This is a genomic window from Paraburkholderia bannensis (assembly GCF_014200455.1).
Taxonomy (GTDB): Bacteria; Pseudomonadota; Gammaproteobacteria; order Burkholderiales; family Burkholderiaceae; genus Paraburkholderia; species Paraburkholderia bannensis_A.
In genome coordinates this window covers 12,302-39,247 of the sequence record NZ_JACHBW010000007.1, presented here as the reverse complement: position 1 = coordinate 39,247, position 26,946 = coordinate 12,302, and the positions used below count along the sequence as shown (strand labels likewise).

Below are 26,946 nucleotides of genomic sequence, written 5' to 3'. Positions count from 1 at the left end.
GAGCGAGCCGCGCAGGCACGACGCCCGGTGGGCGCGGCCTGCGCGGCTCGTGATTCGGCCCGGCTTCAGCGGCTCGAAAGCGGGCTCGAATGCGATGCTATTGGGGGCGCGAACGTGCGCGGGATCAGTTCACCGGGCGCGACAGCTCGCTCGCGGCGCGCGCGAGGCGCGTCACCTCGGCCCAGTCCTGGTTGGCGAGCGCGGCCTTCGGCGTGAGCCAGGAGCCGCCCACGCAGACCACGTTCGGCAGCGCGAGGAAGTTCGGCGCGGTTTCGGCGCTGATGCCGCCGGTCGGGCAGAACTTGAGGGTGGGAAACGGACCGTGGAACGCCTGCAGCATGTTCAGGCCGCCCGCCGGCACCGCCGGGAAGAACTTGACGATCTCGTAGCCGAGTTCCATCGCGACGATGATATCGGTCGGCGTCATCACGCCCGGCAGCAGCGGCAGACCCGCATCGAGCGAAGCCTGATGGATTTCGCGCGTGAGGCCCGGCGAAACGCCGAAGGTCGCACCGGCCTTCTTCGCCAGCTCGCAATGCTCGGGCTTGGTGATCGTGCCCACGCCCACGGCGATATCCGGCGCGATCTGCGCGGCGCGCTCGATCGCTTCAAGACCGGCCTTGGTGCGCAGCGTGATTTCCAGCACCTTCACGCCGCCCGCGTACAGCGCGCGCGAGACGTGCTCGCCCTGCTCGGGCGTGTCGAATGCCAGCACCGGAATCACCGGACCGAGACGGACGATGTCGGCTACCGTGTTTGTTGCCATGTTCAGGCTCCTTGATGATGAATTCAGTTCGCGGCTTACTCAGTTAGCCGCTTGCGTCGCGTGGGCCGCAGCCGGGATCGAGGCCGCATGTGCAGGCGACTCGCCGACCAGCGGGCCGAATACTGTCGCGCCCAGCTCCGCAGGCGCCGCGGCGGCGCGGAACACGCCGAACAGCTCGCGGCCAAAGCCCACTTCGTTGCTTTCCTGATGCGCGGGCAACGCGACCGGGCGAGCGTCCCACTCGGCGTCGTCGATTTCGACGTCGAGCACACCGGCCACCGCATCGATCACGATCGTATCGCCATCGCGCACCTTGCCGATCGGGCCGTGCAGCAGCGTTTCCGGCGAAACGTGGATCACGGCAGGCACCTTGCCCGACGCACCCGACATGCGCCCGTCCGTCACGAGCGCCACATGGAAGCCCTTGTCCTGCAAGACCCCGAGCAGCGGCGTGAGGCGATGCAGTTCCGGCATGCCGTTGGCGCGCGCGCCCTGGAAGCGCACGACGGCCACGAAGTCGCGTTCGAGTTCGCCGCGATCGAAGGCTTCCTGCACGGCTTCCTGCGAATCGAACACGATCGCCGGTGCGCGCACGGTACGGTGATTGGGCGCAACCGCCGAAATCTTGATGACGCCACGGCCCAGACGCCCCTGCATCAGACGCAGGCCACCATCCGGCTGGAACGGCTCGGGCAGCGGACGCAGCACGGCCGGATCGGCGCTCTTTTCCACCGCCGGCACCCACGTGAGCTTGCCGTCGAGCAGTTTCGGTTCCTGCGTGTAGTGACGCAGACCTTCACCCGCCACCGTCTTGACGTCTTCGTGCAGCAGGCCGCCGTCGAGCAGTTCGCGCACGAGGAAAGCGATGCCGCCGGCCGCGTGAAAGTGATTCACGTCGGCCTTGCCGTTCGGATAGACGCGCGCGAGCAGCGGCACCGACGCCGAGAGTTCGTCGAAGTCGTTCCAGTCGATCAGGATGCCGGCCGCGCGGGCCATCGCCACGAGATGCAGCGTGTGATTGGTCGAGCCGCCCGTCGCCATCAGCGCGACGATGCCATTAATGATGGCCTTCTCGTCGATCACATGGCCGATCGGCGTGTAATTGCCGCGCTCGACGGTCAGCTCCAGCACGCGGCGCGCAGCGGCGGCGGTGAGTTCGTCGCGCAACGGCGTATGCGGATGGATGAAAGCAGAACCCGGCAGATGCAGGCCCATGACTTCCATCAACATCTGATTGCTGTTGGCCGTGCCGTAGAACGTGCAGGTGCCGTGGCCGTGGTACGCGGCGGCTTCGGATTCGAGCAGCGCCTCGCGTCCGCACTGGCCGGTCGCGAACTGCTGGCGCACCTTGGCCTTGTCGTCGTTCGAGATGCCGGTGGTCATCGGACCGGCCGGCACGAAGATGGTCGGCAGATGGCCGAACTGCAGCGCACCGATCAGAAGACCCGGCACGATCTTGTCGCACACGCCCAGACACAGCGCCGCGTCGAACATATTGTGCGTGAGCGCAACGGCCGTGCTCATCGCGATTACCTCGCGCGAGAACAGCGACAGTTCCATGCCCGCATTGCCCTGCGTGACGCCGTCGCACATCGCCGGGACGCCGCCCGCGAACTGCGCGACGCCGCCGCCTTCGCGGGCCGCCTTCTTGATGATCTCGGGGAAGTCTTTGTAGGGAGCGTGCGCGGAGAGCATCTCGTTATACGACGAGACGATGCCGATGTTCGGTTCTTTGATCGACTTGATGGCGATCTTGTCGCGCCCTTCAAGACCGGCAAAGCCGTGAGCGAGGTTCGCACACGAGAGCGCGCCGCGCGCCGGGAAACGGTCCTGCGCCGCCACGATGCGCGCGAGATAGGCCTCACGCGTGGGCTTGCTGCGCTCGATCACGCGCCGCGTGACCTTCATCAATTGAGAATGCGGGGAAACCATCGAATCTCCTTCCTTTTTATCTCGCGGGGACGCTCGGGGACGCATCACGCGGTCCAGGCAGCGATGGCGCGATGTTAGTAGAAAAACTACACGCTCGCAATCCCGGTTTTGCCCTGGTGAGCATTGCTGTAAACGCTGAAAAACGCCCTATAACCCTTTACAAACTTGATTGAAGGCAATCCCCACTTGTCTTGCGCAATCCATTCCTGTAGTTTTTGTACATGACCAACGATCCGCCATAGTCCACGGATCTTTCAGCATAGTGCGAGTTTCCTGATGCTGCTGTCCCAGGTGAAAGCCATACGCGAACAATTGCGCCCCTCCGAGCGCAAGCTCGCCGATTACATTGTCGAAGCGCCGCGCGAACTGCTCGACCTTTCGATGACCGAAGTCGCCCAGCGCGCCGGCGTGAGCCAGCCGACGATTGCGCGTTTCTGTCACGCGCTCGGGTTCTCGGGGTTCCGCGAGTTCAAGATCCGGCTGGCGCAGGCGGTGGCCGGCGATCTGCCGACCGAGTTGCCCGCCGTCTACCGTGACGTCAGGCCCGACGAACCCGTGCCGGGCGTCGCGGCCAAGGTGCTGGACCGCACCATCGGCGCACTCGTGCAGGTGCGCAACAATCTCTCCACGGATGCGCTGGGCGCGGCCATAACGCTACTCGCCAATGCTGCGCGCATCGAGTTCTACGGCGCGGGCGGTTCGGGTATCGCCGCTCAGGACATGCAGCACAAGTTCTTTCGCCTGGGCATGCCGAGCGTGGCCTACTCGGACCCGCACACTTTCCTGATGTCCGCAGCCCTGCTTGGCCCCGGCGATGTGGTCGTGGCGATCTCGAACACCGGGCGCACGCGGGACGTCGTCGATGCCGCTCGCACGGCGCTCGAACGCGGAGCAAAAGTCATCGCGATCACGCACGGCACGTCGCCGCTTGCGCGACTCGCGAGCGTGGGCTTGCATGCCAACGTCGACGAAGACACCGATGTCTTCTCGCCGATGACCTCGCGCACCTCGCATCTTGCGATCGGCGACATCCTGGCGGTGGGCGTGGCGCTGCAGCGCGGCCCTGAACTGGCCGAAAAGCTCGCCGACGCCAAGGACATCATTGCGAAGCGCCGGCTCGATCCCAATGGCTGAAATCGCGGTACGAGCCGTCCAATAAAAAAGCGGACTTCCGAAGAAGTCCGCCTTGCGTTTCGGCCTTAACGATTCGACCGAGGAACGATGTGGAGCATGACTCACCGGAAGCGGCTTACTGCGCCGCTACCGGTTTGCCATCAGGCGCTTACCACTGGTACGACATACCGCCGCCGACCGTCGCACCGCCACCCGACGCGTAACCACCGCCCACCTTCACCTTGATGTTCTGGGTGATGCGAGCCGATGCGCCGAGCGCCACAGCCTGGTAGCCCTGGAAGTTGGCCGTACCGACGCCAACAGCGATGTTCTTGCCCTGATCGACGTCAGGAATCATCGTCAACGCGGTTGCCGCCGCAATACCGCCGTAAGCGTTGCGCGCCACCGAATTCACGCTGCCCTGGAGCGCGTTCAAGCCGCTCTGGAACTGGCCCATGTTCACAGCATCGGTTGCGTTGACACCGTTCGCCACGTTGGTGACGCGACGCTCGTTGCCTTGCGAGCCAACAGACACGGTGTTGTCTTCGTCCGCGACCGAGTTTGCACCCAGCGCAACCGAGTTTGCACCCGTGGCCGAAGCCTTGTCGCCCATCGCCGTGGAGTTCGCGCCCGTTGCCGCAGCACCGCCGCCCACCGCGACCGAGTTCGCACCCGTGGCCGAAGCCGCACCGCTCGACGTGTTGGTCGCCAGGTATTCAGAACCGGTCGTGCTGATGTTCTGGATTGCCTGGTTGAGGTTCGAGACCTGCACGTTGGTCGCATACAGCTGCGAACCGTTCACCGCGTCAAGACTATCAGCGCTCAGCGTGCCGTTCGCTACATTGGTCAAGGCGACCGGCGTCGACGAGGCCGAACCGCCCAGCGTGATCTTGTCGTGCGCCGACGAGTCGTACTGGACAGCGTTGGCTACCGCGCCTTCCATCTGCGTGTAGTGCTGCTCGATGTTCGTCACGCGGCCATCGATGTTGGAAATCGCACCACCCACGTTGTTGTAGGTATTGCCACCGATGTTGTACGACGGCGCCGAGATCGAACCGTCGGGGGTCACCGTCGAACCACCGCCGAGCGCGCTCGCCGTGTTCGCTGCAACGTTATAGAGCTGGCCACCGTTCACAGCGTCATGACTGCCCAACGCCACCGCGCCATCTGCGAGGTTGTGGATCGCGACCGGCGTGGTCGAGCCAGCACCGCCCAGCGAGATCGAGCTCTTCGACGAATCGTCGTATGCCACGAACGAATTCGTCACATTACCCGATGTGTTGAAGGTCGCGCCCATCGCCTCAAGCTGCGCCACGTTGACTGCGTCGTTCGCGGTCACACCATTTGCAACGTTGTGCAGCACGACCGGTGCATGACCCGAGCCACCGAACGTGACCGAACCCATCGACGTGTCGTCGTACGCCACGAACGCGTTCAGCACGTTGCCCGACGTATCGGTGCGCAGACCCGCGGCGTACAACTGCGCGCCGTTGATCGCGTCGGAGCTTGCCGCATTCACTGCGCCATTCGCGACGTTGGTCAGCTTCACGGGTGCGTGCCCCGAGCCACCGAGCGTGATCAGTTCCTTTGACAAATCGTCGTACGTCACGAAAGAGTTCGTCACATTGCCGGATGTGTCGACGGTCGCACCCATTGCCTGAAGCTGTCCGATGTTCACGGCGTCATTCGAGTTTACGCCATTCGCGACATTGGTAAGCGCAACCGGCGTGGTGCCATTGGCTCCCCCGAGCTTGACTGAGGTATGCGACGGGTCGTCGTACACGACAGAGTCCGCGCCACCACCCTTCGCTGCTTCCATGACCGCGTTGAGCGCATTGCCCACGTTATTGTAGGTTTTGCTGTTGAGCACATAGCTCGGCATACCGATTGAGCCGTCCGCGTTCACGGAAGTCGAGCCGCCCAGTGCCGATGCCGTCGACGATGCCAGACCGTAGAGCTGCGAGCCGTTCACCGCGTCATTGCTCGTGACGTTCACCGCGCCATTGGCCACGTTGTGCAGTGCCACCGGCGTACCGATCGTGCCCAGCGTTACCGAATCATGCGATGACGAGTCGTACAGCACTGCATCGGCAACCTTGCCGTACAGCTTTGTGACGTCGCCCGAGATGTTCGTCACCGAACCCGCCAGCTCCGACACATTCTGGTTCGTCGCGAACAACTGGCCGCCATTCACCGCGTCCGTGCTCGACGCACTGCTGACGTCGCCTGCCTTGATGTTCGTCAGCAGCGCCTGCGTGGTTGCGTTCGTACCACCCAGCGTCAGCTTGTCATGTGCCGGGGTGTCGTACTTCACCCCATCCGGCGAGCCCGTACCGGCCTTATTGTCGATAGCCGTCAGCGCCGATCCCACGTCCGTGTAGGTGGTGCCCGAAAGATCGTACGTCGGCTCAGTGATCGAGCCGTCAGCGTTGACCTTCGTCTTGCCGCCCAGCGCGCTTGCCGTCGACGATGCCAGACCGTAGAGCTGCGAGCCGTTCACCGCGTCATTGCTCGTGACGTTCACCGCGCCATTGGCCACGTTGTGCAGTGCCACCGGCGTACCGATCGTGCCCAGCGTTACCGAATCATGCGACGACGAGTCGTACAGCACTGCATCGGCAACCTTGCCGTACAGCTTCGTCACGTCGCCTGCGATGCTCGTCACCGAACCGGCCACGTTCGACACGTTCTGGTTCGTCGCGAACAGCTGGCCGCCATTCACCGCGTCCGTGCTCGACGCACTGCTGACGTCGCCTGCCTTGATGTTCGTCAGCAGCGCCTGCGTGGTTGCGTTCGTACCACCCAGCGTCAGCTTGTCATGTGCCGAGGTGTCGTACTTCACCCCATCCGTCGAGCCCGTACCCGCCTTATTGTCGATAGCCGTCAGCGCCGATCCCACGTCCGTGTAGGTGGTGCCCGAAAGATCGTACGTCGGCGCAGTGATCGAGCCGTCAGCGTTGACCTTCGTCTTGCCGCCCAGCGAGCTTGCCGTCGACGATGCCAGACCGTAGAGCTGCGAGCCGTTCACCGCGTCATTGCTCGTGACGTTCACCGCGCCATTGGCCACGTTGTGCAGCGCCACCGGCGTACCGATGGTGCCCAGCGTCACCGAATCATGCGACGGCGAGTCGTACAGCACCGCATCGGCAACCTTGCCGTACAGCTTCGTCACATCGCCTGCGATGCTCGTCACCGAACCGGCCAGGTTCGACACGTTCTGGTTCGTCGCGAACAGCTGGCCGCCATTCACCGCGTCCGTGCTCGACGCACTGCTGACGTCGCCTGCCTTGACGTTCGTCAGCAGCGACTGCGTGGTTGCTTTCGTGCCTCCCAGCGTTACCTTGTCTTGCGTAGACGAATCGTAGTGCACCGCGAGCGAGTCCGCACCGGTGCCGGCCTTCGCGTCAATCGCAGCCAATGCCGCGCCGACATCCGTGTACGCACCGCCCGCCACGTCATAGCTCGGTGCGATGATCGAGCCGTCAGCAGTGTTCACGCTGGCGCCGGCTCCCAGCGCTTTCGTTATGCCCTTGAGCTGAGACACATTCACCGCGTCGGTGTCATCCTGGCCAGCAGCCATATTCACAACACGGCGTGTATTGGCCTGGCTCTGGACCTTCGTCGTCGAGTTATCGGGATTGACGACTGTACGCGTAGCCGACCCATCGCTACCCACCGACACGGTATTCGCGACGTTCGCCACCGAGCCTGAGCCCAGCGCCACAGAATCGTTAGCAGTCGCAAGCGACTGAACGCCAACCGCCGTGCTACCTCCTCCATCAGCTTCTGTATTCGAGCCGACTGCGATACTGCCAGCGCCGACTGCGCGCGCTACGTCGGTCGGCGAGGTCGACCCGACCGCGTTACCCGTGCCTCGAACCTGGGAGTAGTACGCTGCCGTTTTATAAGGCGCTCCAGCCGCTGTCGAAAGATCGACCCCCGAGCCCGCTGACGCACCAAGCAAAGCAGGCGAAGATCTCAGCAACATTCGCGGCGCAAGCACGCTGGCAGTGTCACCCTGCCCGTTCATGATGTCCCAAACTTGGCCGACATTAGCCGCATCCGTGTCCTGGATGCCGCTTGCTACGTTGCTGATGACAGTGCCCTTAGGAAGAAACCCGTCATTCCGGTTGCTGTTGCGATAATAGATGCTATCGCCAGTGCCGGGATCAAGCGTAATCGTCGGCGAACCGGATGCAATCGACCCTTCGTCGAAGGTGACCGCCTTGTTCACCACGGCACCAGTGGATGAGTCAAGCTTGAAACCCGCGGAGGTCAACTGGCTCACGTTCACTGCATCGTTGGCAGTAAGACCAGCAGCGACGTTGTGCAGCGCCACTGGCGTTGTCGAGCCTGCCCCGCCAAACGTTACAGAGTCGTGAGTAGAGGCGTCGTAAAGCACCGCGTCGGCAACTTGACCGTAGAGATTAGTCACGTCGCCCGCGAGTTTCGACACGTTCTGGTTCGTCGCGAACAACTGGCCGCCATTCACCGCGTCCGTGCTCGATGCGTTGCTGATGTCGCCTGCCGCAACGTTCGTCAGCTTCACCTGCGTTTTTGCATCCGTGCCGCCGAGCGTCACCTTGTCGTGTGCCGAGGTGTCGTACTTCAGCGTGTCAGCGAGCTCACCGTACAGGTTCGTCACATCGCCAGAGATATTCGACACCGAACCAGCGAGGTTAGACACGTTCTGGTTCGTCGCGAACAGCTGGCCGCCGTTCACCGCGTCGGTACTCGATGCGTTGCTGATGTCGCCCTTCGCAACATTTGTCAGCTTCACCTGCGTGCTTGCGTCCGTGCCGCCGAGCGTCACCTTATCGTGTGCAGAGGAGTCGTATGAAACGGCATTTGCCAATCCCACAGACGTTGTAGCATCCATCGCACCCAGCGCGGAACCGACGTCCGAATACGTACCGCCTGCGACGTTGTAGGTCGGAGCTGCAACCGAACCATCGGCGTTCACGGTCGCACGACCGCCCAAGGCCTTCGTTACGCCCTTAAGCTGCGACACGTTTACCGCATCGGTATCGTTCTGGCCTGCAGCCATATTCACGACACGCCGCGTGTTGACCTGACTCTGCACAAAGCTGGTGCTGCCGTCGGGATTGACCACAGCGCGCGTGGCTGTTCCGTCGCTACCCACCGAGACGGTGTTCGTAACGTTTGCTACCGAGCCTGAGCCGAGTGCAACCGAGTCGTTCGCAGTTGCGAGCGACTGGATACCCACTGCAGTGCTACCTCCGCCGTCCGCTTCTGTGTTCGAACCAATTGCAATACTGCCCGCTGCGGTCGCGCGAGCAACATCGGACGGCGAGGTCGAACCGACCGCGTTGCCGGTCCCACGCACTTGAGAATAATATGCAGCCGTTTTATACGGCAAACCGTCTGCTGTCGAAAGATCGACTCCGGAACCCGACGATGCGCCTAGCAGCCTGGTGGCCCGGAGAAACTTGGGCGTCGGAGCCTGATCGCCGCCACCACCGCCACCGCCTGCCTGTTGCGCAATCATGTCCGCCACCTGGCCAACGTTCGCAGCGTCCGTGTCCTGGATACCGTTTGCTACATTGCTGATGACGGTGCCTTTAGGTAAGTAGCCCGCCGCACGGTCGCCATTCGCAAAATAGGCGCTATTGCCCTGGCCCGGATCGAGCACGATCTGCGCGTTAGCTGTTCCGATCGTGTTCGGTACGTAAAGGACAGCAGGGTTGCTCACCTTGCCGTTCGCATCCATCTGAAAACCGCCGTACGCATAGCCGGCCGGATCCGCCGACGTGGCCTGCGCGCCCCAGCCAGCCGTTGTCAACGTATTGTGAATCTTGGTGAGATCGTTGTTGACAGTCGTGACCGAGTCACTCACGCCGTACAGTTGCGCGCCGGTAACCGCGTCGCTGCTGCTGGCGTCGACTGCGCCCGGCGCCAGATTGGTAATCGTCGTGCCTTCTGCCCCAGCCAAGGCGATCTTGGCTTTGTTTGCATCATCGTAGGTTACGGCATTAGCCGTTACGCCCGAAATGCTCTCGATCGCCTGATTCGTCGCAAAAAGCTGCGAGCCGTTCACTGCATCCGTACTCGCGGCATTGAGCTGGCCTGCTGCGACGTTCGTAAGCTGGCGCTCGCTACCCGGCGCGCCGACGCTCACGACACCAACCGGCGATGCACCGGCAAAGGTGTACGATTTGCCGCGAATCGTGGCGCCCGTGGTCGGCACCGCCGTTGCGGTTGTGGAGTTGTTGCCCAACGCAACCGAGTTGTCCGTCGTCGCTTTTGCGTTGTAGCCAAGGGCAGTCGAACCGGGAGCCGTTGCGCTCGCATAACCGCCCAAAGCTGTCGCGCCAGTTCCTGTTGCCTGCGCCCATGAACCCATCGCGGTCGCAAAGGTGCCTGCGCCGCTCGCCGTGGCCGACGCGCCCATCGCCATATCGCCAAGGCCAGTCGTCACCGCAGCGTTTCCGACAGCGGCGGAATAATCCCCGGTCGCATTCGCACCCGGGCCCATGGCCATGGCGTTAGTGCCCGATGCCGCTGCTTCCGGACCGACAGCCACGCTGTTATTGCCCGTCGCGGCCGAGTCAACCAGTGAAGAATTCGCGTGGAAATACGTGGTGCCGCCAGTTTCGAGAGCGTACAGCTGCCCGCCGTTAACCGCGTCGGTGCTTCCCGCCGCAACGTTGCCCGGAGTGAGATTGGTGATCTTCGTGCCGCCGGCGCCGCCCAGCGTCACCGAATTGTGCGACGACGAGTCGTACATCACGGCATCCGCAAGACGGCCATCCAGATTGGTAATCGCGCTGCCGACGTTGTTATACGTACCGCCGCTCAGCGCGTAGGTCGGATTTGAAATGGAGCCATTGGCGTTCACCGTCGAACCGCCGCCGAACGAATTGGCCGTCGAGCTGGCAAGGTTGTACAACTGGCCACCGTTCACGGCGTCGGTGCTTGATGAGCCCAGGCTCCCAGCGCCAACGTTCGTCAAGCTCACGGTCTTGCTCACACCCGAACCACCCAGCGTCACCTTCGTCATCGCCGAGCTGTCATAGTGCACGGCCAACGGATCGGTACCGGTGCTCGCGGTGCTCAACGCTCCAAGCGCATCGCCGACGTTGTTGTATGTTTTGCCCGAAAGTACATATGCCGGTGCGGTCACTGTACCGTTCGAATTGACGTACACGCCGCCACCCAGGTCCTTGGCAACGCTCGAGACCGCGCCGTAAAGCTGCGAACCATTGATTGAATCGGTACTTCCTGCGTTAACGCGTCCGAGCCCAAGGCCGTAGAAAACACCGTTCGAATTGAAGGTAACAGTCTGACCACTCGTACCGGCGCGCATCACGACCTGCTGCGTCGTTCCATCCGCATAGACTACGACATGGCTAGCCTGAAGCGATGCAAAATCGTGACTTGCAGGCACGTCGCCCGTGGATATTGCATTGCAGTTGCCGCTATACACCGCCGTGGACGTGGGGCCCACAAAAGTGTGGCTACCGTTGTTCGACCCGAGGCACAGTTCACCCGCAAATGCTCCGCCCGACATCATGGCCACAGCAATACCGACCCCGAGCTTTATGCTGCTTGTAGCTAGTTCGCAGGAAGAGCCGCTTTTACCATTTGCTCTCGCATTTTCCTGCACTGCCACCCATGTCCCCGTGGCCTCGTTCCAGACTGATCTGTATGTCTTGTTCATTCTTGCTTACCTTGATGAGAGACGGAATTCCCGGCTCGTGCCTGCGTACGCGTGCGCACGCATGACGACCAGATTCGTGAATCAATCCGGCTGAAAGTCTTCTGACCGGTAAATCAATGGCGAACCCAGTTCCATGATTTACGACTACATCAGGAGATAAATCCGACAATCGCTTCAGATAACGACCTACGGAATCAATCAGCCCAATTTCAACGCCGTCCGTCACTCTATTGATAAGCAAATCCCCAAGACATAAGAAAACTCCCAATCAAAACCTTTACAAGAATATAAACAACACCACATTAGCCTCGGCGCCGCTTCACAAGGCGATTTGTCCTATTCACGGAACTAAAAACCAAGAATTTTTTCACAGAAATCAACAAATTCAACAAAAATTAAGCACACCTCAAATAACAATTAATTAACAATAAAACACCAAAAAAATAATCAAAATAAAAACGAAATTACCAATAAAATCGCAAAGCAACAAAATTGAATAATAAATAAATCGCATAAGCCAATCACATCCAAAACCCGCGCCCTGACCTCGCCGCGGTTTTGAGACTTGTCCTATTTCCTACGCAATGTCAGATAAATACACTTCAGCTATCGGGAAACACTGACTCAAGGCTTCCACCTCAGCAGATCACAGCAGGCTTCGTACGCACTGTGCGCGGGCCGTTTCCCATCACGAACCGCAGCGGCTGCCACCCCGGCAGCGCACCGCCTCATCCAGGGAAACGCCATGAAACACACACTCATTCTGCTTGCCACCGGCGCGCTTACGATCACTGCCGCTGCGAATCCCGCCCCGGCGGGCGTCTCACCGATTTCGGACACGCTCCAGGTGCAATTGCTCGAACACCAATGGACGCAGGCTGCATCCGCCGGCGACCGGTCGATGCTCAACGACCTGCTCGACGATAAGTTTTTCGAAGTCTTTCCCGGCGAGATTCGCCGCGACAAACGTGAAATGCTCGCGGCGACGGCCATGCCCACCGGCGGGTCTCAGGTGCTGGAAGACGTGCGCGTGCAGGTGCTCGATAACGTCGCGGTGGCCACCGGCATCAACCGTTACACGCCGGCGTTGGGCTACAAGGCAATCGAATATCGCTTCACCGACGTGTTCGTGAAGCGCGAGGACGGCTGGCGCGTGGCGGCGTCGCGCATGCGCAGAAAGGAAACGGGCAGCATCTAAGGCTGCCCGTCAGGGGAAAAATGCGAGAAAGGCCGTCAGACCGACTAGAACGGCTTGATGACGACCAGCGCCACAGCCGCCAGCATGCCCAGCACGGGCAATTCGTTGAACATGCGATACCACTTGTCGGAGCGGCGGTTCTCGCCGCGCTCGAAGGTTTTGAGGATACGGCCGCAGTACGCGTGATAGATGATGAGCAGCACCACCACGCCCACCTTGGCGTGAATCCATCCCTGGCCGCTCCCGATGCCCACCACGAGCCACAGCCACAGACCGCACAGCAGCGCGGGCACGGCGATTATCGTCATGAAGCGGTAGAGCTTGCGCGCCATGAGGAGCAGGCGCCGGGTTGCCGCGGGTTCCGTTTCCATCGCGAGATTGACGAAGATACGCGGCAGATAAAACAGGCCCGCGAACCACGAAGCGATCAGTACGATGTGAAACGTCTTGACCCAGAGCATCGACATATTTTTCTTCTTCGATCGTTGAGCAAGGCGGCGCCGCGCGGTAAAACGCAGCGCGCCCCACGCGGGATTTACTGTCGGCCTTCGCCGTGGCCGAGCACGACATATTTGAGCGAGGTCAGTCCTTCGAGGCCGACCGGGCCGCGCGCATGCAGCTTGTCGTTCGAGATGCCGATTTCCGCGCCAAGACCAAATTCGAAGCCATCGGCGAAACGCGTCGAGGCGTTCACCATCACGCTCGCAGAATCCACTTCGCGCAGGAAGCGCATCGCACGGTCGTGGTCTTCGGTGACGATGGCATCGGTGTGATGCGAGCCATAGTGGTTGATGTGCTCGACTGCCTGATCGAGGTTGTCCACGAGCTTGATCGCCAGCACCGGCGCGAGGTATTCGGTGCGCCAGTCTTCTTCGGTCGCGTCCACGAGCGGGCCAACGCCCGAATCCGCGAGAATCGAACGCGCAGCGGCGTCCACGCGCAGTTCCACATCTTTATCGCGATACAAACGGCCCAGCGGCGGCAGCACGTCGTGCGCAATGCCGCGCGCGACCAGCAGCGTTTCCATCGTGTTGCAGGTGCCGTAGCGGTGCGTCTTGGCGTTGTCACAGACGGTCAGCGCCTTGGCCAGGTCCGCGCGGTCGTCCACGTAGACGTGGCAGATGCCGTCGAGGTGCTTGATCATCGGCACGCGCGCTTCGGCGATCAGGCGCTCGATCAGGCTCTTGCCGCCGCGCGGCACGATCACGTCAACGTATTCGGTCATGGTGATGAGCTTGCCCACCGCTGCGCGATCGGCCGTTTCCACCACCTGCACCGCGTCCTGCGGCAGCCCCGCAGCCGCCAGCCCTTCGCCGATCAGTTTCGCCAGCGCCGTGTTGCATTCGAGCGCTTCGGAGCCGCCGCGCAGGATCGTTGCGTTGCCCGACTTCAGGCACAGCGCCGCCGCGTCGATGGTCACGTTCGGGCGCGATTCGTAAATGATGCCGATCACGCCAAGCGGCACGCGCATCTGGCCCACCTGGATACCGCTCGGGCGGAACTTCATGTTGCTGATTTCGCCGATCGGATCGGCCAGCCCTGCAACCTGGCGCAGGCCTTCGACCATGGTCCTGAGCGCCTTGTCCGAAAGCGTCAGGCGATCGATGAAGGCCGCGTCGTGGCCCTTCTCTTTCGCGCGCGAGAGGTCGCGGGCATTCGCCGCCTTGAGCTGCTGCGTTTCGCGTTCGATGGCCTGCGCCACCGCTTCGAGCGCGGCGTTCTTCGCGGCCGTCGAGGCCCGGGCCATCGCGCGCGAAGCCTTGCGGGCGCGCTGGCCGAGGTCGGTCATGTACTGGTCGATATCCATGGTGTCTGTCGTGATGCGATGCGGCGTACCCGGCACAGAGCGTGATCGGCCTGGCTGGGCGATGCGGTTCAAGTTATATCGATTCTAAAGCCAGCGGCCGGGCTTTGCTGGGCGCGGCCTGGCGCAGCGCCGCACTTCGTCGCGCGCGCCTGAACGGAAGCAGGAGTCGGGAAGTCTGCCGGGCGAGCCTGAAACTAGCATGGCCTGCGTCCCGGCCCTGCGGTGCGCGGTCGAGCCGCCGCCGCTGCGGCAGCAGCCGCCGCGGCTGGGTTCGTTGCCGGCGCACCCGCAGCAGAACGAGCAGCGGGACGAGCCGCCGCACCCGCCGCCACACCTGCGTCGCGCGGCGCGGCCACCGTCATCGCGAGTTCGAAAAGACCGTCCCAGGCGTCGGGCGGCAGCGCGTTGCGCCAATCGCCGCGTGCCTGGCCCGACAGGCCCTTGACCTGTCGATCGAGACGTGCCGCCAGCGCCAGCCCACGCTCCAGCGTCGCTTCGCTCAGACGCGACAGCGCCGGCCCGATCAACCGCTCGCGCGGGCCCCAGACCCGGTTCTCGCGCAGCAGCGTGGCCAGCGGCTTGCCCGCCGCCACGCCACGCTTGATGCGCAACAGCGTGCGGACTTCCTCGACGACGGCCCACAGCACCAGCACGGCTGCTTCGCCCTCGCCCTCCAGCCCGTCGAGCATGCGCGCGAGGCGGCCCACATCGCCGGTCAGCATGGCTTCGTTGAGCTTGAACACGTCGTAGCGCGCCACGTTGAGCACCGCATCGTGAATCTGCTCGAAGCTCAGCACGCCTTGCGGATACAGCAGGCCGAGCTTCTGGATTTCCTGGTGCGCGGCGAGCAGATTGCCCTCCACGCGCTCCGCGACGAACTGCAGCGCGCGCCGTCCGTCTTCACCGGGCGCGACGCGCTGGCCCTGTTGCGAAAGACGCTGGCCAATCCAGTTTTGCAGCGCGGCGCGCTCGACCGGATCGATCTTGATCGCCACGCCGCTATCCGCCAGCGCCGTGAACCACGCGGATTTTTGCGTGGCCGCATCGAGGCGCGGCAGCGTGACGAGCGTAAGCACGTCGGGGTTCGCGCCAGCTTTCGACGATGCCGCCAGCGTCTTCAACGCGTCAGCGCCTTCCTTGCCAGGCTTGCCGGACGGAATGCGCAACTCGACCAGTTGGCGGTCGCCGAACAGCGACATCGACTGGCTCGCACCCAGCAGCGCGCTCCAGTCGAAACCGCGCTCGACCGTGAATACGGAGCGATCCGTGAAGCCAGCTGCACGCGCGCTTGCACGAATGCGGTCGCACGCTTCCTGGGCGAGCAGATGTTCGTCGCCATAGACGACGTACAGGCTGCCCATTGCTCTGGCGAGGTGCGGCTCAAGTGCGTCCAGTCGCAGTTGCATGGCGTGCTGTCCAGATAGCGCTACAGAAGAGACGGCGCATCAAAGCGGCGGCGGCGGCAGCGGTGCGCGCGGCGCGACGCCCGGCACCACCTGCTCTGCGTTCGGATGCAGCGTCTTGAGAATGGCGAGGCGGCGTGTGAGCTGGTCCACCGCGTCGTTCTGCATATCCGCGAACAACAGGTTGGCTTCGCTCACCTTCGCCGTGGAGTACTGGTCGCTGTACGTCATCGCGCGGTTCAGCGCGATCGTGCTCGGCTGTATCAGCGGCGAGCCGTCCACCGCCGACAGCGTGTAGTTCAGCGAATAATTGACCTGGTATTCCTCGACTTCACCCAGCGAGCTCAGCGTGAGCGTGCTGAAGCTTTGCGACTCGGACAGACGCAGCACGGCATCGGCGTTCGCGGTGGATTCCACCACCACCGAATCGCTGCCGCCTTCGATCATGCGCGTGAGACGCGCTTTCACGGGCTCCGCGCCGCCGACAATCGCAAGCCGCTTGAATGCGTAGTTCTGCTGCCCACGCAGCTGGAAGCCGCACGCCGAAAGCATCAACGCGCTGCTGGCCAGTAACAGGAACGATCTGCGAATCACATGGACTCCCTGGTTCGCGACAGATTCGGAACGGCGGCGCGGTGCGGCCCCAGGGACCGCGACGCGCCGCCAATACAACACATCAGTTTGATGATGCTTGATGACCGGCGGGAATCAGACCACGACGTTCACGAGGCGACCCGGCACGACGATGATCTTCTTCGGCTCGCGACCTTCCGCGAACTTGACGAACATCTCGTGCGCCAGCGCAGCCGCTTCGATCACGTCCTTCGGCGCATCCTTGGCCACCGTCACGGCGCCGCGCACCTTGCCGTTGATCTGCAGGACGAGTTCGATTTCGGCCTGCTCCAGCGCCTTTTCGTCGACCTTCGGCCACGGTGCGTCGAGCAGCGTGCCGAATTCGTCGGCGTAACCGAGTTCCTTCCACAGTTCGAACGTCAGATGCGGCACGACCGGATACAGCACGCGCAGCAGCACGCCGAAGGTTTCGCGCTTCACGCCCGCGCCGGCTTCCTTCGCACCGTCGATGGCGTTGAGCATCTTCATCGCCGCCGACACCACCGTGTTGTATTGCAGACGCTGGTAGTCGAAGTCGGCCTGCTTGAGCACGCCGTAGACTTCGCGGCGCAGCGCCTTTTCGACGTCCGTGACCGTGGCCGCGTCAAACGACGCGCGCGACTTGATCGCTTCGGCGTTCGCATAGCCGAACGACCAGACGCGGCGCAGGAAGCGGCTCGCGCCTTCCACGCCCGCGCCCGACCATTCGAGCTGCTGCTCGGGCGGGGCGGCGAACATCGTAAAGAGACGCGCCGTATCCGCGCCGTACAGGTCGATCAGCACCTGCGGATCGACGCCGTTGTTCTTCGACTTCGACATCTTCTCGACACCGCCCAGCACCACCGGCTGGCCGTCGCTGTTGAGCGTCGCGCCGATCGGACGACCCTTGTCGTCGTGCGACACGGTGACGTCGGCCGGGTTGTACCAGGTCTTCTTGCCCGACGCGTCTTCACGGTAGAAGGTTTCGTTGAGCACCATGCCCTGCGTGAGCAGGTTCTTCGCGGGCTCGCTGAACTTCACCAGGCCCAGGTCGCGCGAGACCTTGGCCCAGAAACGCGAGTACAGCAGGTGAAGAATCGCGTGTTCGATACCGCCGATGTACTGGTCCATCGGCATCCAGTGGTCGGTGCGCTCGTCGACCATCGTCTTTGCGTCCGGTGCCGCGTAGCGGTAGAAGTACCAGGACGAATCGACGAAGGTGTCCATCGTGTCGGTTTCGCGCTTCGCGTCGGCGCCGCAGCTCGGGCACTTGCAGTTCAGGAACGCTTCCGACTTCGCGAGCGGGTTGCCCGTGCCGTCCGGCACGAGGTCTTCCGGCAGCACCACCGGGAGGTCCTTCTCCGGCACCGGCACGTCGCCGCAGCTCGGGCAGTGGATGATCGGGATCGGCGTGCCCCAGTAGCGCTGGCGCGAGATGCCCCAGTCGCGCAGACGCCACGTGACCTGCTTGTCGCCGTAGCCTTGCGCCTTGAGATCGGCTGCAACCGCGTCGACCGCCGCCGTGTACGACAGACCGTCGTACTTGCCGCTGTTGACGGTGACCGCGCGTTCCTTGTCGCCGTACCACTCCTGCCAGCCGTCGAGCGAGTAGGTTTCGCCTTCCACGGCGATCACCTGCTTGATCGGCAAATCGTATTTCTTCGCGAAGGCGAAATCGCGCTCGTCATGCCCCGGCACACCCATCACCGCGCCTTCGCCATAGCTCATCAGCACGTAGTTGCCGATCCACACCGGCACCTGCTCGCCCGTGACCGGGTGCGTGACGCTGAAGCCCGTGGGCACGCCCTTCTTTTCCATCGTGGCGACATCGGCTTCCGCCACGCCGCCGCGCTTGCATTCGTCGATGAACGGCAGCAGTTCCGGCTTGTCCTGCGCCAGACGCGTGGCGAGCGGGTGCTCAGCGGCGATCGCACAGAAGGTCACGCCCATGATGGTGTCGGCACGCGTGGTGAACACGCGCAGCAGCTTCTTCTCGCCGTCCAGCTCGTACGGGAAACCGAAGTTCACGCCGAAGCTCTTGCCGATCCAGTTCTGCTGCATGATCTTGACGCGCTCGGGCCAGCCGAGGCCGTCGAGGTCGTTCAGCAGTTCATCGGCGTACTGGGTGATGCGCAGGTAGTACATCGGGATTTCGCGCTTTTCCACCAGCGCGCCCGAGCGCCAGCCGCGCCCGTCGATCACCTGCTCGTTGGCGAGCACGGTCTGGTCGACCGGGTCCCAATTCACTGTGCCGGTCTTCTTGTAGGCGATGCCCTTTTCGAGCATCTTCAGGAAGAACCACTGGTTCCACTTGTAGTAGTCGGGCTTGCAGGTGGCGATTTCGCGCGACCAGTCGATCGCGAGACCCATCGACTGCATCTGGCCCTTCATGTACTCGATGTTGCTGTACGTCCACTGCGCGGGCGGCACGCCGTTGGCCATCGCGGCGTTTTCGGCGGGCATGCCGAACGCGTCCCAGCCCATCGGCATGAGCGTGTTGTAGCCGTTCATGCGCAGATAGCGGTACATCACGTCATTGATCGTGTAGTTCCGCACGTGGCCCATGTGCAGCTTGCCCGACGGATACGGCAGCATCGAGACGCAATAGAACTTGGGCTTGTCGGCTTTTTCGGCCGTCCGGTAAGCGTCGCTGGCACGCCATTCGCCTTGCGCGGCGGATTCGACGTCGGAGGGAACGTATTTTTCGAGCATGGTGTGGATGGGAAAACGCAGATTCGGCTCAAACGGGCCTGTGGCGGCATGCGGGCGCGCCTTTTGGCGGCCCTTGATGGCGCCTTGTAGCGTCTGGCGCGACGGCTTTTCGGACGGTCGGGCGCGACGCGGCAGGGCCCCGTTTTTACAGGGAAACGCTGATTATACCGTTGAGTTGCCCGCGCTTTCCGCTCGCTTTTCGAATGGCGGGATTACACACGGATTGCGCGCGGGTTGAGCGCGAGTTGCGTACGGATTGCGCGCGTGGGCGAGCGCCTAATGCGCGGCGGCGGGCGGCGGATCGGTGACGAAGCCCAGCCGCGCAAGCCCCGCCTGCTGCGCCGCGCCCATCACCTGGGCGATGAAGTCGTAGCGCGTCTCGCGCGCGGCGCGCAGTTGCAGTTCGGGCTGTTGCGCCTCGGGCTCCTTGCCGGCATCGGCAAAGCGCTTGCGTAGTTCGTCGAGCGAGATCGGCCGCGCGTTCCAGTATATTGTTCCCGCCGCGTCGATGGACAGCGTGACGGTCCGCGGCGTCTGCTGCGCGGCTTCGGCAGCGACTTTGGGCAGATCGAGCCGGATCGCGTGGGTGAACAGCGGCGCGGTGATGATGAAAATGACCAGCAGCACGAGCATGACGTCGATCAGCGGCGTCATGTTGATTTCGGCCATGGGCGCCGCATCGCGCTTCTTTTCGAGTCCGCCAAATGCCATGTGCGTCACTCCCTCGCGCGTCAGAGTCAGATTCAGAGCGCGCCGGCGCGTGTCACGCCTTCGCTGCGCGCCGGCAGCGCGGGTTGCGCGTGCATGCGAGGCGCGGCGCTCTCTTCAGGCGCACAGGCAAAAGCGTGCAGATCGTGCGCAAAACCGTCGAGATCGTCGCCGATCTGCCGCGCGAGACGCCCGAGTATGTTGTAAGCCAGTACCGCCGGAATCGCCACCACGAGACCGAATGCCGTCATGATGAGCGCCTCGCCCACCGGCCCGGCGACGTTTTCGATCATGGCCTGGCCGCTCGCGGCGATGCTGCCGAGCGCATGATAGATGCCCCAGACGGTGCCGAGCAGCCCCACGAATGGCGCGGTGCTGCCCACCGAAGCCAGCAGTACCTGGCCGAATTCGAGCCTGCGCTGCGAAGCCTGGAGCGCGCCGCGCAAAGCGCGCAGCGCGCGTTCGTTGCGGTCGACGCGCGCGAGCAACGCACTTGCGGCGTCCGTTTCGATCACCGCCAGCGCGGCTTGCGCGAGCGGCAGGAACACGCGTTCCCGATCGATGACGCGCATCGCGCTGACGCCTTCCGCGAGGGTTTGCGCCTGCCAGAACCGCGCAACCGCGCGCGGTCCCTGGCGCTTTGCGCGCACGAGCACCCAGCTTTTCACGATCAGGAAGCACCAGCTCGCGACCGACATCGCCAGCAACACCCACGCAACCGCATGCGTGACAGCGTCGCTCGTCTGCAGATAGTGGATGACTCCGTTGCTCGCTGACATCGAACCTCGCGTGGTGGTTGAGCACCCGGTCAGCACGCCGGGCTTATCGCTGGATCAGGCCCGGTTCAAACCTCAATTCAGACCGAGCACGTCCTGCATATCGTACAGGCCGCTCGCCTTGTCCTGCAGGAACAGCGCCGCACGCACGCTGCCCTGCGCATACGAGAGGCGGCTCGACGACTTGTGGGTGATCTCGATACGCTCGCCGATGCCCGCGAACAGCACCGTATGATCGCCCACGATATCGCCGCCGCGAATCGCCGAAAACCCGATCGTCGACGGATCGCGCTCGCCGGTCACGCCTTCGCGGCCGTAGACGGCGCACTCGTCGAGATTGCGGCCGAGCGCCTTCGCCACGGCTTCGCCCATCGCCAGCGCCGTGCCCGAGGGCGCGTCGACCTTGTGGCGGTGGTGCGCTTCGATGATTTCGATGTCGTAGCCCTTGTCGAAGAACTGCGCCGCGTATTCGAGCAGCTTGAGCGTCACGTTCACGCCCACGCTCATGTTGGCCGCAAACACGATGCCCACCTGCTGCGCGGCGGCGCCAAGCTGCGCCTTCTGCTGCGCGTCGAAGCCGGTCGTGCCGATCACCATCTTCACGCCATGACGCTGCGCCGCTTCCAGATGCGCGAGCGTGCCCTCCGGACGCGTGAAATCGATCAGGCAGTCGCTCTGGGCGAAAACCTGCTCGATATCGTCGGTGACGCGCACGCCCGTGTCCTTGCCGAGGAAAGCGCCCGCGTCCTGGCCGATGGAGGCCGAACCCTTGCGCACCAGTGCGCCCGAAAGCGTGACGTCTGGCGTGTTCAGAACGGTTTCGATCAGCATGCGGCCCATGCGGCCCGACGCTCCGGCGATTGCGATTTTCATGACGGTTCCTGCGAAGGTATGGCGGGCAGCCCTGTTCGCGAGCCACGTCCGTCAGACGGACGTTTTCGAGATAGTTGCTGCCAAGGATAGACGCTAAAACGAACGCGGCGGCCGAAGCCGCCGCGGGAGAGCCCGGCGCGATCTGTCGCGATCTCGCACTACGCCGCGACGTGCCGGGCCTTGCTGAAAGTGATCCGCGCCAGCCCGGAGGAAACGTCCCTCAGGAACCGGCGCTGGCGACCTTAGTTGCCCGTCGCGCCCGACGCCGGCAACTGCGGAGGCGCGGTGAGCGGCGAATTGTGCGACGGCGGCAGCACGGCGGCGTTGGAATCGCCGGTGCCCTGCGCGCCCGCGGTCGGGCCGACCGGGTTCGATTGCGGCACGCCCTGGATCTGCGGCGGCGGCGAACGATGCAGCTGGACCTGCGCGGGCATCGTGCCCACGTTCGGCGGCAGCGCCGAGGAAGTCGGCGTGCCGGCGCGCACCGACGGCGTCAGCCCCGACGGCGTCTGCACGGCGTCCGTCGCGCGGTTGGCCGCGGCGGCGGCTTGCGCGTTCGGATCCAGCGGCAGCTGCGAGGTGGCGTTGCCCAGTTCCGAAGTGGGCGTGCGGACCGTATCGGGCACGCTCGGGCCATTGGCGCCAACCGCGCTGACCGCAGGCGCCGAAGCCGCCGTAGCACCCGACGCGGCAGCCGCGGCAGCAGCAGCCTTGTACTTCTTGCCGAGCTTGTCGCCGTCGATTTCCGCGAGCAGTTCGAGGTTGGACGGCAGATCTTCGCCTCCCGACCAGCTGGACACGCGATCGCCGTCGAACATCACGACGAAGTCGCGCTGCTGGACCACGGCGGTCGAGCCGCGCTTGAAGTAGAAGACGTAGTCCCAGCGGTTCGCATGGAACATGTCGGTCAGGAGCGGCGTGCCGAGCAGCTGCTTGACGTCCGCGCGCGACATGCCGAGCTTCATCTGCGCCGCGGCTTCCGCCGAAACGAAGTTACCCTGAACGATCGTGATGCGATACGGCGTGATGCTCTGGGCGACGCGCTGCGTCAGGCTGTCATAAGTGGAACAACCGGCGAGCGCCGCGAACGCGGCCGCAGCCAGCAGGGTGCACGCCAGGCGGCCGCCATTCATGCGTCGGCCGATCATAGTGAATTCTGGAATCATTTCCCTCACCGTGCGGGCTTTTCGCTAAGCCGCGCGTGTTCTGTAGAAGTTCGTTCGAAGTTCTGCCGAAGATGCCCGTAACGGCAAAAACGCATTAACATAAGAACCCAGCATTGTACTCCAGGGACTTATCGTCATGACCAATCCAACCGATCTCAAGAACATCGGCCTCAAGGCGACCTTACCTCGCCTCAAGATCCTGGAGATTTTTCAGCACAGCCCCGTGCGTCACCTCACCGCCGAGGACGTGTATCGGAACCTGCTGAACGAGGAGCTGGACATCGGCCTCGCCACGGTTTACCGGGTTCTAACGCAGTTCGAGCAGGCTGGCCTGCTCACCCGCAGCAACTTCGAATCGGGTAAGGCCGTCTTCGAACTCAACGAAGGCAGCCATCACGATCACCTGGTGTGCCTCGATTGCGGTCTGGTCGAGGAATTCTTCGACCCCGAAATCGAAAAGCGCCAGCAGATGATCGCCAACGAGCGCGGCTTCAAGCTTCAGGAGCACGCGCTCGCGCTGTACGGTGCATGCACCAAGGAAAATTGCCCGCACCGCAAGCATTGAAGGATGCCCGGTCGCGGCATGGAATTGCCTTTCCTGTAAGTTGCAGCAAGAAAAAACCGCCCCTTGAGGCGGTTTTTTTGTACGTCGGTCTGAAAAGGCTTACTTCGCGTTCGCGAGAGCAACAGCCGTGTCCAGCATGCGGTTCGAGAAGCCCCACTCGTTGTCGTACCAGCTCGACACCTTGACCAGACGGCCCGAGACCTTGGTCAGCGTGGCGTCGAACGTCGACGATGCCGGGTTGTGGTTGAAGTCGATCGACACCAGCGGCGCGGTGTTGTAGCCCAGGATGCCCTTGAGCGAGCCTTCCGACGCTTCCTTCATGATCGCGTTGACTTCTTCGACCGTCGTGTCGCGCTTGGCGATGAACGACAGGTCGACGATCGACACGTTGATGGTCGGAACTCGGATGGCGTAGCCGTCCAGCTTGCCGTTCAGTTCCGGCAGCACGAGGCCGACAGCCGATGCCGCGCCCGTCTTCGCCGGGATCTGGCTATGCGTGGCCGAACGCGCGCGGCGCAGGTCTTCGTGGTAGACGTCCGTCAGGACCTGGTCGTTCGTGTAAGCGTGGATCGTCGTCATCAGACCCGATTCCAGGCCGATCTTGTCGTTCAGCGGCTTGACGAGCGGTGCCAGGCAGTTGGTCGTGCACGATGCGTTCGAGATGACCGTGTCGGTCGACTTCAGCACATGGTGGTTTACGCCGTAGACGATGGTCGCGTCGACGTCCTTGCCGCCCGGCGCCGAAATGATGACCTTCTTCGCGCCGCCCTTCAGGTGGGCGCTAGCCTTTTCCTTGGTGGTGAAGAAGCCCGTGCATTCGAACACGATGTCGACGCCCAGCTCGCCCCACGGCAGTTCTGCCGGGTTGCGGTTGGCCAGCACGCGGATACGGTCGCCGTTGACGACGAGGTAGTCGCCGTCCACCGAGACTTCGCCCGGGAACTTGCCGTGCGCCGTGTCGTACTGCGTCAGATGCGCGTTGGTCTTCGCGTCACCCAGGTCGTTGATCGCGATGATCTGGATGTCGTGCTTCTTGCCGTTCTCGTAGAAGGCGCGAAGCGTGTTGCGGCCGATGCGGCCGTAGCCGTTGATAGCGACGCGAATCGTCATGGTTTATCTCCTGATGGTAAAAAATTCTGATACCGCACCGTGTTGCACCCTGTCCGGCCGCTCGTGACGGCTCGACTACCGTGGGCCAGGCGTACACGGCAAACGGGCCCGCCAGAAGGCGAGCCCGTAGAAGTCATGCTTAGTTGTCGAGCGCGGCCTTGGCCGTCGCGACGACGTTTTCGACCGTGAAGCCGAAGTGCTTGAACAGCACGCCAGCCGGAGCCGATTCGCCGAAGGTGTCGATGCTCACGACGCCGCCTTCGAGGCCCACGTATTTGCGCCAGAAGTCGCCCTGCGCCGCCTCGATCGCGACGCGGCGCACACCTTTGGGCAGCACGCGCTCCTTGTACTCGGCGTCCTGGCGGTCGAACACGTTGGTCGACGGCATGGACACCACGCGAGCGCCGATACCTTCGCGTTGCAGCGCCTCGACGGCCTTCATCGCCAGTTCGACTTCCGAACCCGTGGCGATCAGGATGATCTTGCGGCTCGGGATGTCGTCGTTCCAGTCCTTCAGAACGTAGCCACCCTTGGCGATGTTGGCGATCTGCGCGTCGGTGCGTTCGTTGAACTGCAGGTTCTGACGGCTGAAGATCAGCGACGACGGGCCGTGATGCGCGATCGACTCGGTCCAGGCCACCGCCGTTTCGACCGTGTCGGCCGGACGCCAGAGCGTCATGTTCGGGATCAGGCGCAGGCTCGGCACCTGTTCGATCGACTGGTGGGTCGGGCCGTCTTCGCCCAGACCGATCGAGTCGTGCGTGAACACGAAGATCGACGGGCACTTCATCAGCGCGGCCACGCGCAGCGCGTTGCGGCTGTAGTCCGAGAACGTCAGGAAGGTGCCGCCGAAGGCCTTGTAGCCGCCGTGCAGCGTGAGGCCGTTGAGCGCGGCGCTCATGCCGAATTCACGCACGCCGTAGTTGACGTGATTGCCCCACTCGATGCCGCTTTCGCCATCCTTGGCCGCACGCACGGGCTTCGAAGCCTTCCAGTTGGTCAGGTTCGAGCCGGTCAGGTCGGCCGAGCCGCCGAGCAGTTCCGGCAGCGCTGCGGCCAGGCCTTCGATGGCCTGCTGCGACGCCTTGCGCGTAGCGACGGTTTCCTTGCGCGAATCCGCACCGGCGACGATTTCAGCAGCCTTCTGCGCCCAGTCGGCGGGCAGCTTGCCAGCCATGCGGCGCTCGAATTCAGCAGCTTCCTGCGGGTACTTCGACTTGTACGCGCCGAACGATTCGTTCCATTCGGCTTCGAGCTTCGCGCCCGTGGCCTTCGAATCCCAGTCTGCGTAGACTTCCTGCGGCACGACGAACGGCTCCCACTTCCAGCCGGCCGCTTCGCGCCACTTGGCGATTTCTTCGCCGCCCAGCGGTGCGCCGTGCACGTCGTGGCCGCCTGCCTTGGTGGGCGCGCCGTGGCCGATCTGCGTCTTGCAGCAGATCAGCGTGGGCTTGTCCGATGCCTTCGCCTGGGCGATGGCCGCGTCCACCGCGTCCACATCGTGGCCGTTCACGCCCGGGATCACGTTCCAGCCGTAGGCTTCGAAGCGCTTAGGGGTGTCGTCGTGGAACCAGTGTTCGACGTGACCGTCGATCGAGATGCCGTTGTCGTCGTACAGCGCGATCAGCTTGTTCAGCTTGAGCGTGCCGGCCAGCGAGCAGGCTTCGTGCGAGATGCCTTCCATCAGGCAGCCGTCGCCAAGGAACACGTAGGTGTGGTGATCGACGATCTTCGCGTCGGCCTTGTTGAACTCGGCGGCGAGCAGCGCTTCAGCCAGCGCCATGCCGACCGCGTTCGCCAGACCCTGGCCGAGCGGGCCCGTAGTGGTCTCGACGCCCGGCGTGATGCCGAATTCCGGGTGACCCGGCGTCTTCGAGTGCATCTGGCGGAAGTTCTTCAGCTCTTCGATCGGCAGGTCGTAGCCGGTCAGATGCAGCAGCGAGTACAGCAGCATCGAGCCGTGGCCGTTCGACAGCACGAAGCGGTCGCGGTCGCTCCAGTGGGGGTTCGTCGGGTTGTGGCGCAGATGGCGGCCCCACAGTGCGACGGCGATTTCGGCCATGCCCATGGGCATGCCCGGGTGGCCGGAATTCGCTTGCTGAACGGCGTCCATGGACAGCGCGCGGATCGCGTTGGCCATCAACGTGGTGGTTGCGGGGGAGGCGGAAGACGAAGTCGTCATGTCGAGTCCGGAGGAACGAGTGCAAAAAGCGGCGTGGGCGGGCAGTTTTTGTCGGATCAAAACGATCGGAGCAAAACGGCGGGCGCACAGCAGCGGACGGTTCCGGAAGCTCGGCAACGCTCCGTCCGGCGCGCGATGCGGCGCCAGCAAGACGCGAAACGGCAGAGCAAACGGACAGGGCTGCAAAGGGCGACATTCTAACAGAACATGCGGCTTTTCCCTGGCTTCGAGGCGTGGCCCGCGTCGGAAAACGCCGACGGGCGCCGACGGCGGGCAACGGGCAAGCAACCGGCGGGCAACGGACCGGCAGCGGGCGGCCGGCACACGAAAAGCCGGCCTGACAGGCGTCCGTATAATGCGGCT

Annotated in this window: 17 protein-coding genes and 1 pseudogene; 3 read left to right on the top strand and 15 right to left on the bottom strand. The window is 63.4% G+C overall.

The window, feature by feature from the left end:
* Positions 1 to 124: 124 nt before the first annotated feature.
* Together eda and edd are read right to left on the bottom strand one after the other, a co-directional pair.
* On the bottom strand, positions 125 to 766 hold the full coding sequence (gene eda, locus F4827_RS13165) for a bifunctional 4-hydroxy-2-oxoglutarate aldolase/2-dehydro-3-deoxy-phosphogluconate aldolase (protein ID WP_183724394.1): 642 nt from the start codon (positions 764 to 766) through the stop codon (positions 125 to 127).
* Between the two features lie 39 nt (positions 767 to 805).
* Complete coding sequence (gene edd, locus F4827_RS13160; RefSeq protein ID WP_183724393.1) at positions 806 to 2,698, bottom strand: phosphogluconate dehydratase; 1,893 nt, start codon at positions 2,696 to 2,698, stop codon at positions 806 to 808.
* Between the two features lie 276 nt (positions 2,699 to 2,974).
* On the opposite strand from edd, the gene F4827_RS13155 reads away from it, so the two are divergent.
* Positions 2,975 to 3,832: a MurR/RpiR family transcriptional regulator gene (locus F4827_RS13155; RefSeq protein WP_183724392.1), complete on the top strand. Its 858-nt coding sequence runs from the start codon at positions 2,975 to 2,977 to the stop codon at positions 3,830 to 3,832.
* A gap of 148 nt (positions 3,833 to 3,980) precedes the next feature.
* On the opposite strand, the gene F4827_RS13150 is transcribed toward F4827_RS13155, so the two are convergent.
* Positions 3,981 to 11,138, bottom strand: coding sequence for a YadA-like family protein (locus F4827_RS13150; protein ID WP_260184544.1), 7,158 nt, complete (start codon positions 11,136 to 11,138; stop codon positions 3,981 to 3,983).
* Positions 11,139 to 11,363: 225 nt separating this feature from the next.
* Positions 11,364 to 11,492, bottom strand: a pseudogene (locus F4827_RS35955) (ESPR domain-containing protein); the annotation flags it as partial.
* A gap of 745 nt (positions 11,493 to 12,237) precedes the next feature.
* Here F4827_RS35955 and F4827_RS13145 point away from each other — a divergent pair.
* Positions 12,238 to 12,690, top strand: a complete 453-nt coding sequence (locus F4827_RS13145) for a nuclear transport factor 2 family protein (protein WP_183724390.1) — start codon at positions 12,238 to 12,240, stop codon at positions 12,688 to 12,690.
* 44 nt (positions 12,691 to 12,734) lie between these two features.
* On the opposite strand, the gene F4827_RS13140 is transcribed toward F4827_RS13145, so the two are convergent.
* The 9 genes from F4827_RS13140 to bamE all read right to left on the bottom strand — a co-directional run bounded on the left by F4827_RS13140 (position 12,735) and on the right by bamE (position 22,726).
* Complete coding sequence (locus F4827_RS13140; protein ID WP_183724389.1) at positions 12,735 to 13,157, bottom strand: CopD family protein; 423 nt, start codon at positions 13,155 to 13,157, stop codon at positions 12,735 to 12,737.
* 68 nt (positions 13,158 to 13,225) lie between these two features.
* Positions 13,226 to 14,497, bottom strand: coding sequence for a glutamate-5-semialdehyde dehydrogenase (locus tag F4827_RS13135; protein ID WP_183724388.1), 1,272 nt, complete (start codon positions 14,495 to 14,497; stop codon positions 13,226 to 13,228).
* Positions 14,498 to 14,691: 194 nt separating this feature from the next.
* Positions 14,692 to 15,903, bottom strand: a complete 1,212-nt coding sequence (holA, locus tag F4827_RS13130; protein WP_183724387.1) for a DNA polymerase III subunit delta — start codon at positions 15,901 to 15,903, stop codon at positions 14,692 to 14,694.
* 39 nt (positions 15,904 to 15,942) lie between these two features.
* Entirely contained in the window at positions 15,943 to 16,494 is a 552-nt protein-coding gene (gene lptE / locus F4827_RS13125) for an LPS assembly lipoprotein LptE (protein ID WP_183724386.1), read from the bottom strand.
* A 114-nt stretch (positions 16,495 to 16,608) separates the two neighbouring features.
* Positions 16,609 to 19,203 carry a leucine--tRNA ligase gene (leuS, locus tag F4827_RS13120; RefSeq protein ID WP_183724385.1) on the bottom strand — a complete coding sequence of 865 codons (2,595 nt, stop codon included), beginning with the start codon at positions 19,201 to 19,203 and terminating at the stop codon, positions 16,609 to 16,611.
* A gap of 276 nt (positions 19,204 to 19,479) precedes the next feature.
* Positions 19,480 to 19,914 carry a biopolymer transporter ExbD gene (locus F4827_RS13115; protein ID WP_183724384.1) on the bottom strand — a complete coding sequence of 145 codons (435 nt, stop codon included), beginning with the start codon at positions 19,912 to 19,914 and terminating at the stop codon, positions 19,480 to 19,482.
* A 32-nt stretch (positions 19,915 to 19,946) separates the two neighbouring features.
* On the bottom strand, positions 19,947 to 20,690 hold the full coding sequence (locus F4827_RS13110) for a MotA/TolQ/ExbB proton channel family protein (protein WP_183724383.1): 744 nt from the start codon (positions 20,688 to 20,690) through the stop codon (positions 19,947 to 19,949).
* Between the two features lie 72 nt (positions 20,691 to 20,762).
* Complete coding sequence (dapB, locus tag F4827_RS13105; RefSeq protein WP_183724382.1) at positions 20,763 to 21,560, bottom strand: 4-hydroxy-tetrahydrodipicolinate reductase; 798 nt, start codon at positions 21,558 to 21,560, stop codon at positions 20,763 to 20,765.
* A gap of 242 nt (positions 21,561 to 21,802) precedes the next feature.
* Entirely contained in the window at positions 21,803 to 22,726 is a 924-nt protein-coding gene (gene bamE, locus F4827_RS13100; protein ID WP_183724381.1) for an outer membrane protein assembly factor BamE, read from the bottom strand.
* A 136-nt stretch (positions 22,727 to 22,862) separates the two neighbouring features.
* On the opposite strand from bamE, the gene fur reads away from it, so the two are divergent.
* Positions 22,863 to 23,291, top strand: a complete 429-nt coding sequence (gene fur, locus F4827_RS13095) for a ferric iron uptake transcriptional regulator (RefSeq protein WP_103702255.1) — start codon at positions 22,863 to 22,865, stop codon at positions 23,289 to 23,291.
* Positions 23,292 to 23,390: 99 nt separating this feature from the next.
* Here fur and gap read toward each other — a convergent pair whose 3' ends face one another.
* The gene (gap, locus tag F4827_RS13090) at positions 23,391 to 24,401 is read right to left on the bottom strand and encodes a type I glyceraldehyde-3-phosphate dehydrogenase (RefSeq protein WP_183724380.1); all 1,011 of its coding nucleotides are present in this window, start codon (positions 24,399 to 24,401) and stop codon (positions 23,391 to 23,393) included.
* A 139-nt stretch (positions 24,402 to 24,540) separates the two neighbouring features.
* Complete coding sequence (gene tkt, locus F4827_RS13085; RefSeq protein ID WP_183724379.1) at positions 24,541 to 26,583, bottom strand: transketolase; 2,043 nt, start codon at positions 26,581 to 26,583, stop codon at positions 24,541 to 24,543.
* Positions 26,584 to 26,946: the final 363 nt, after the last annotated feature.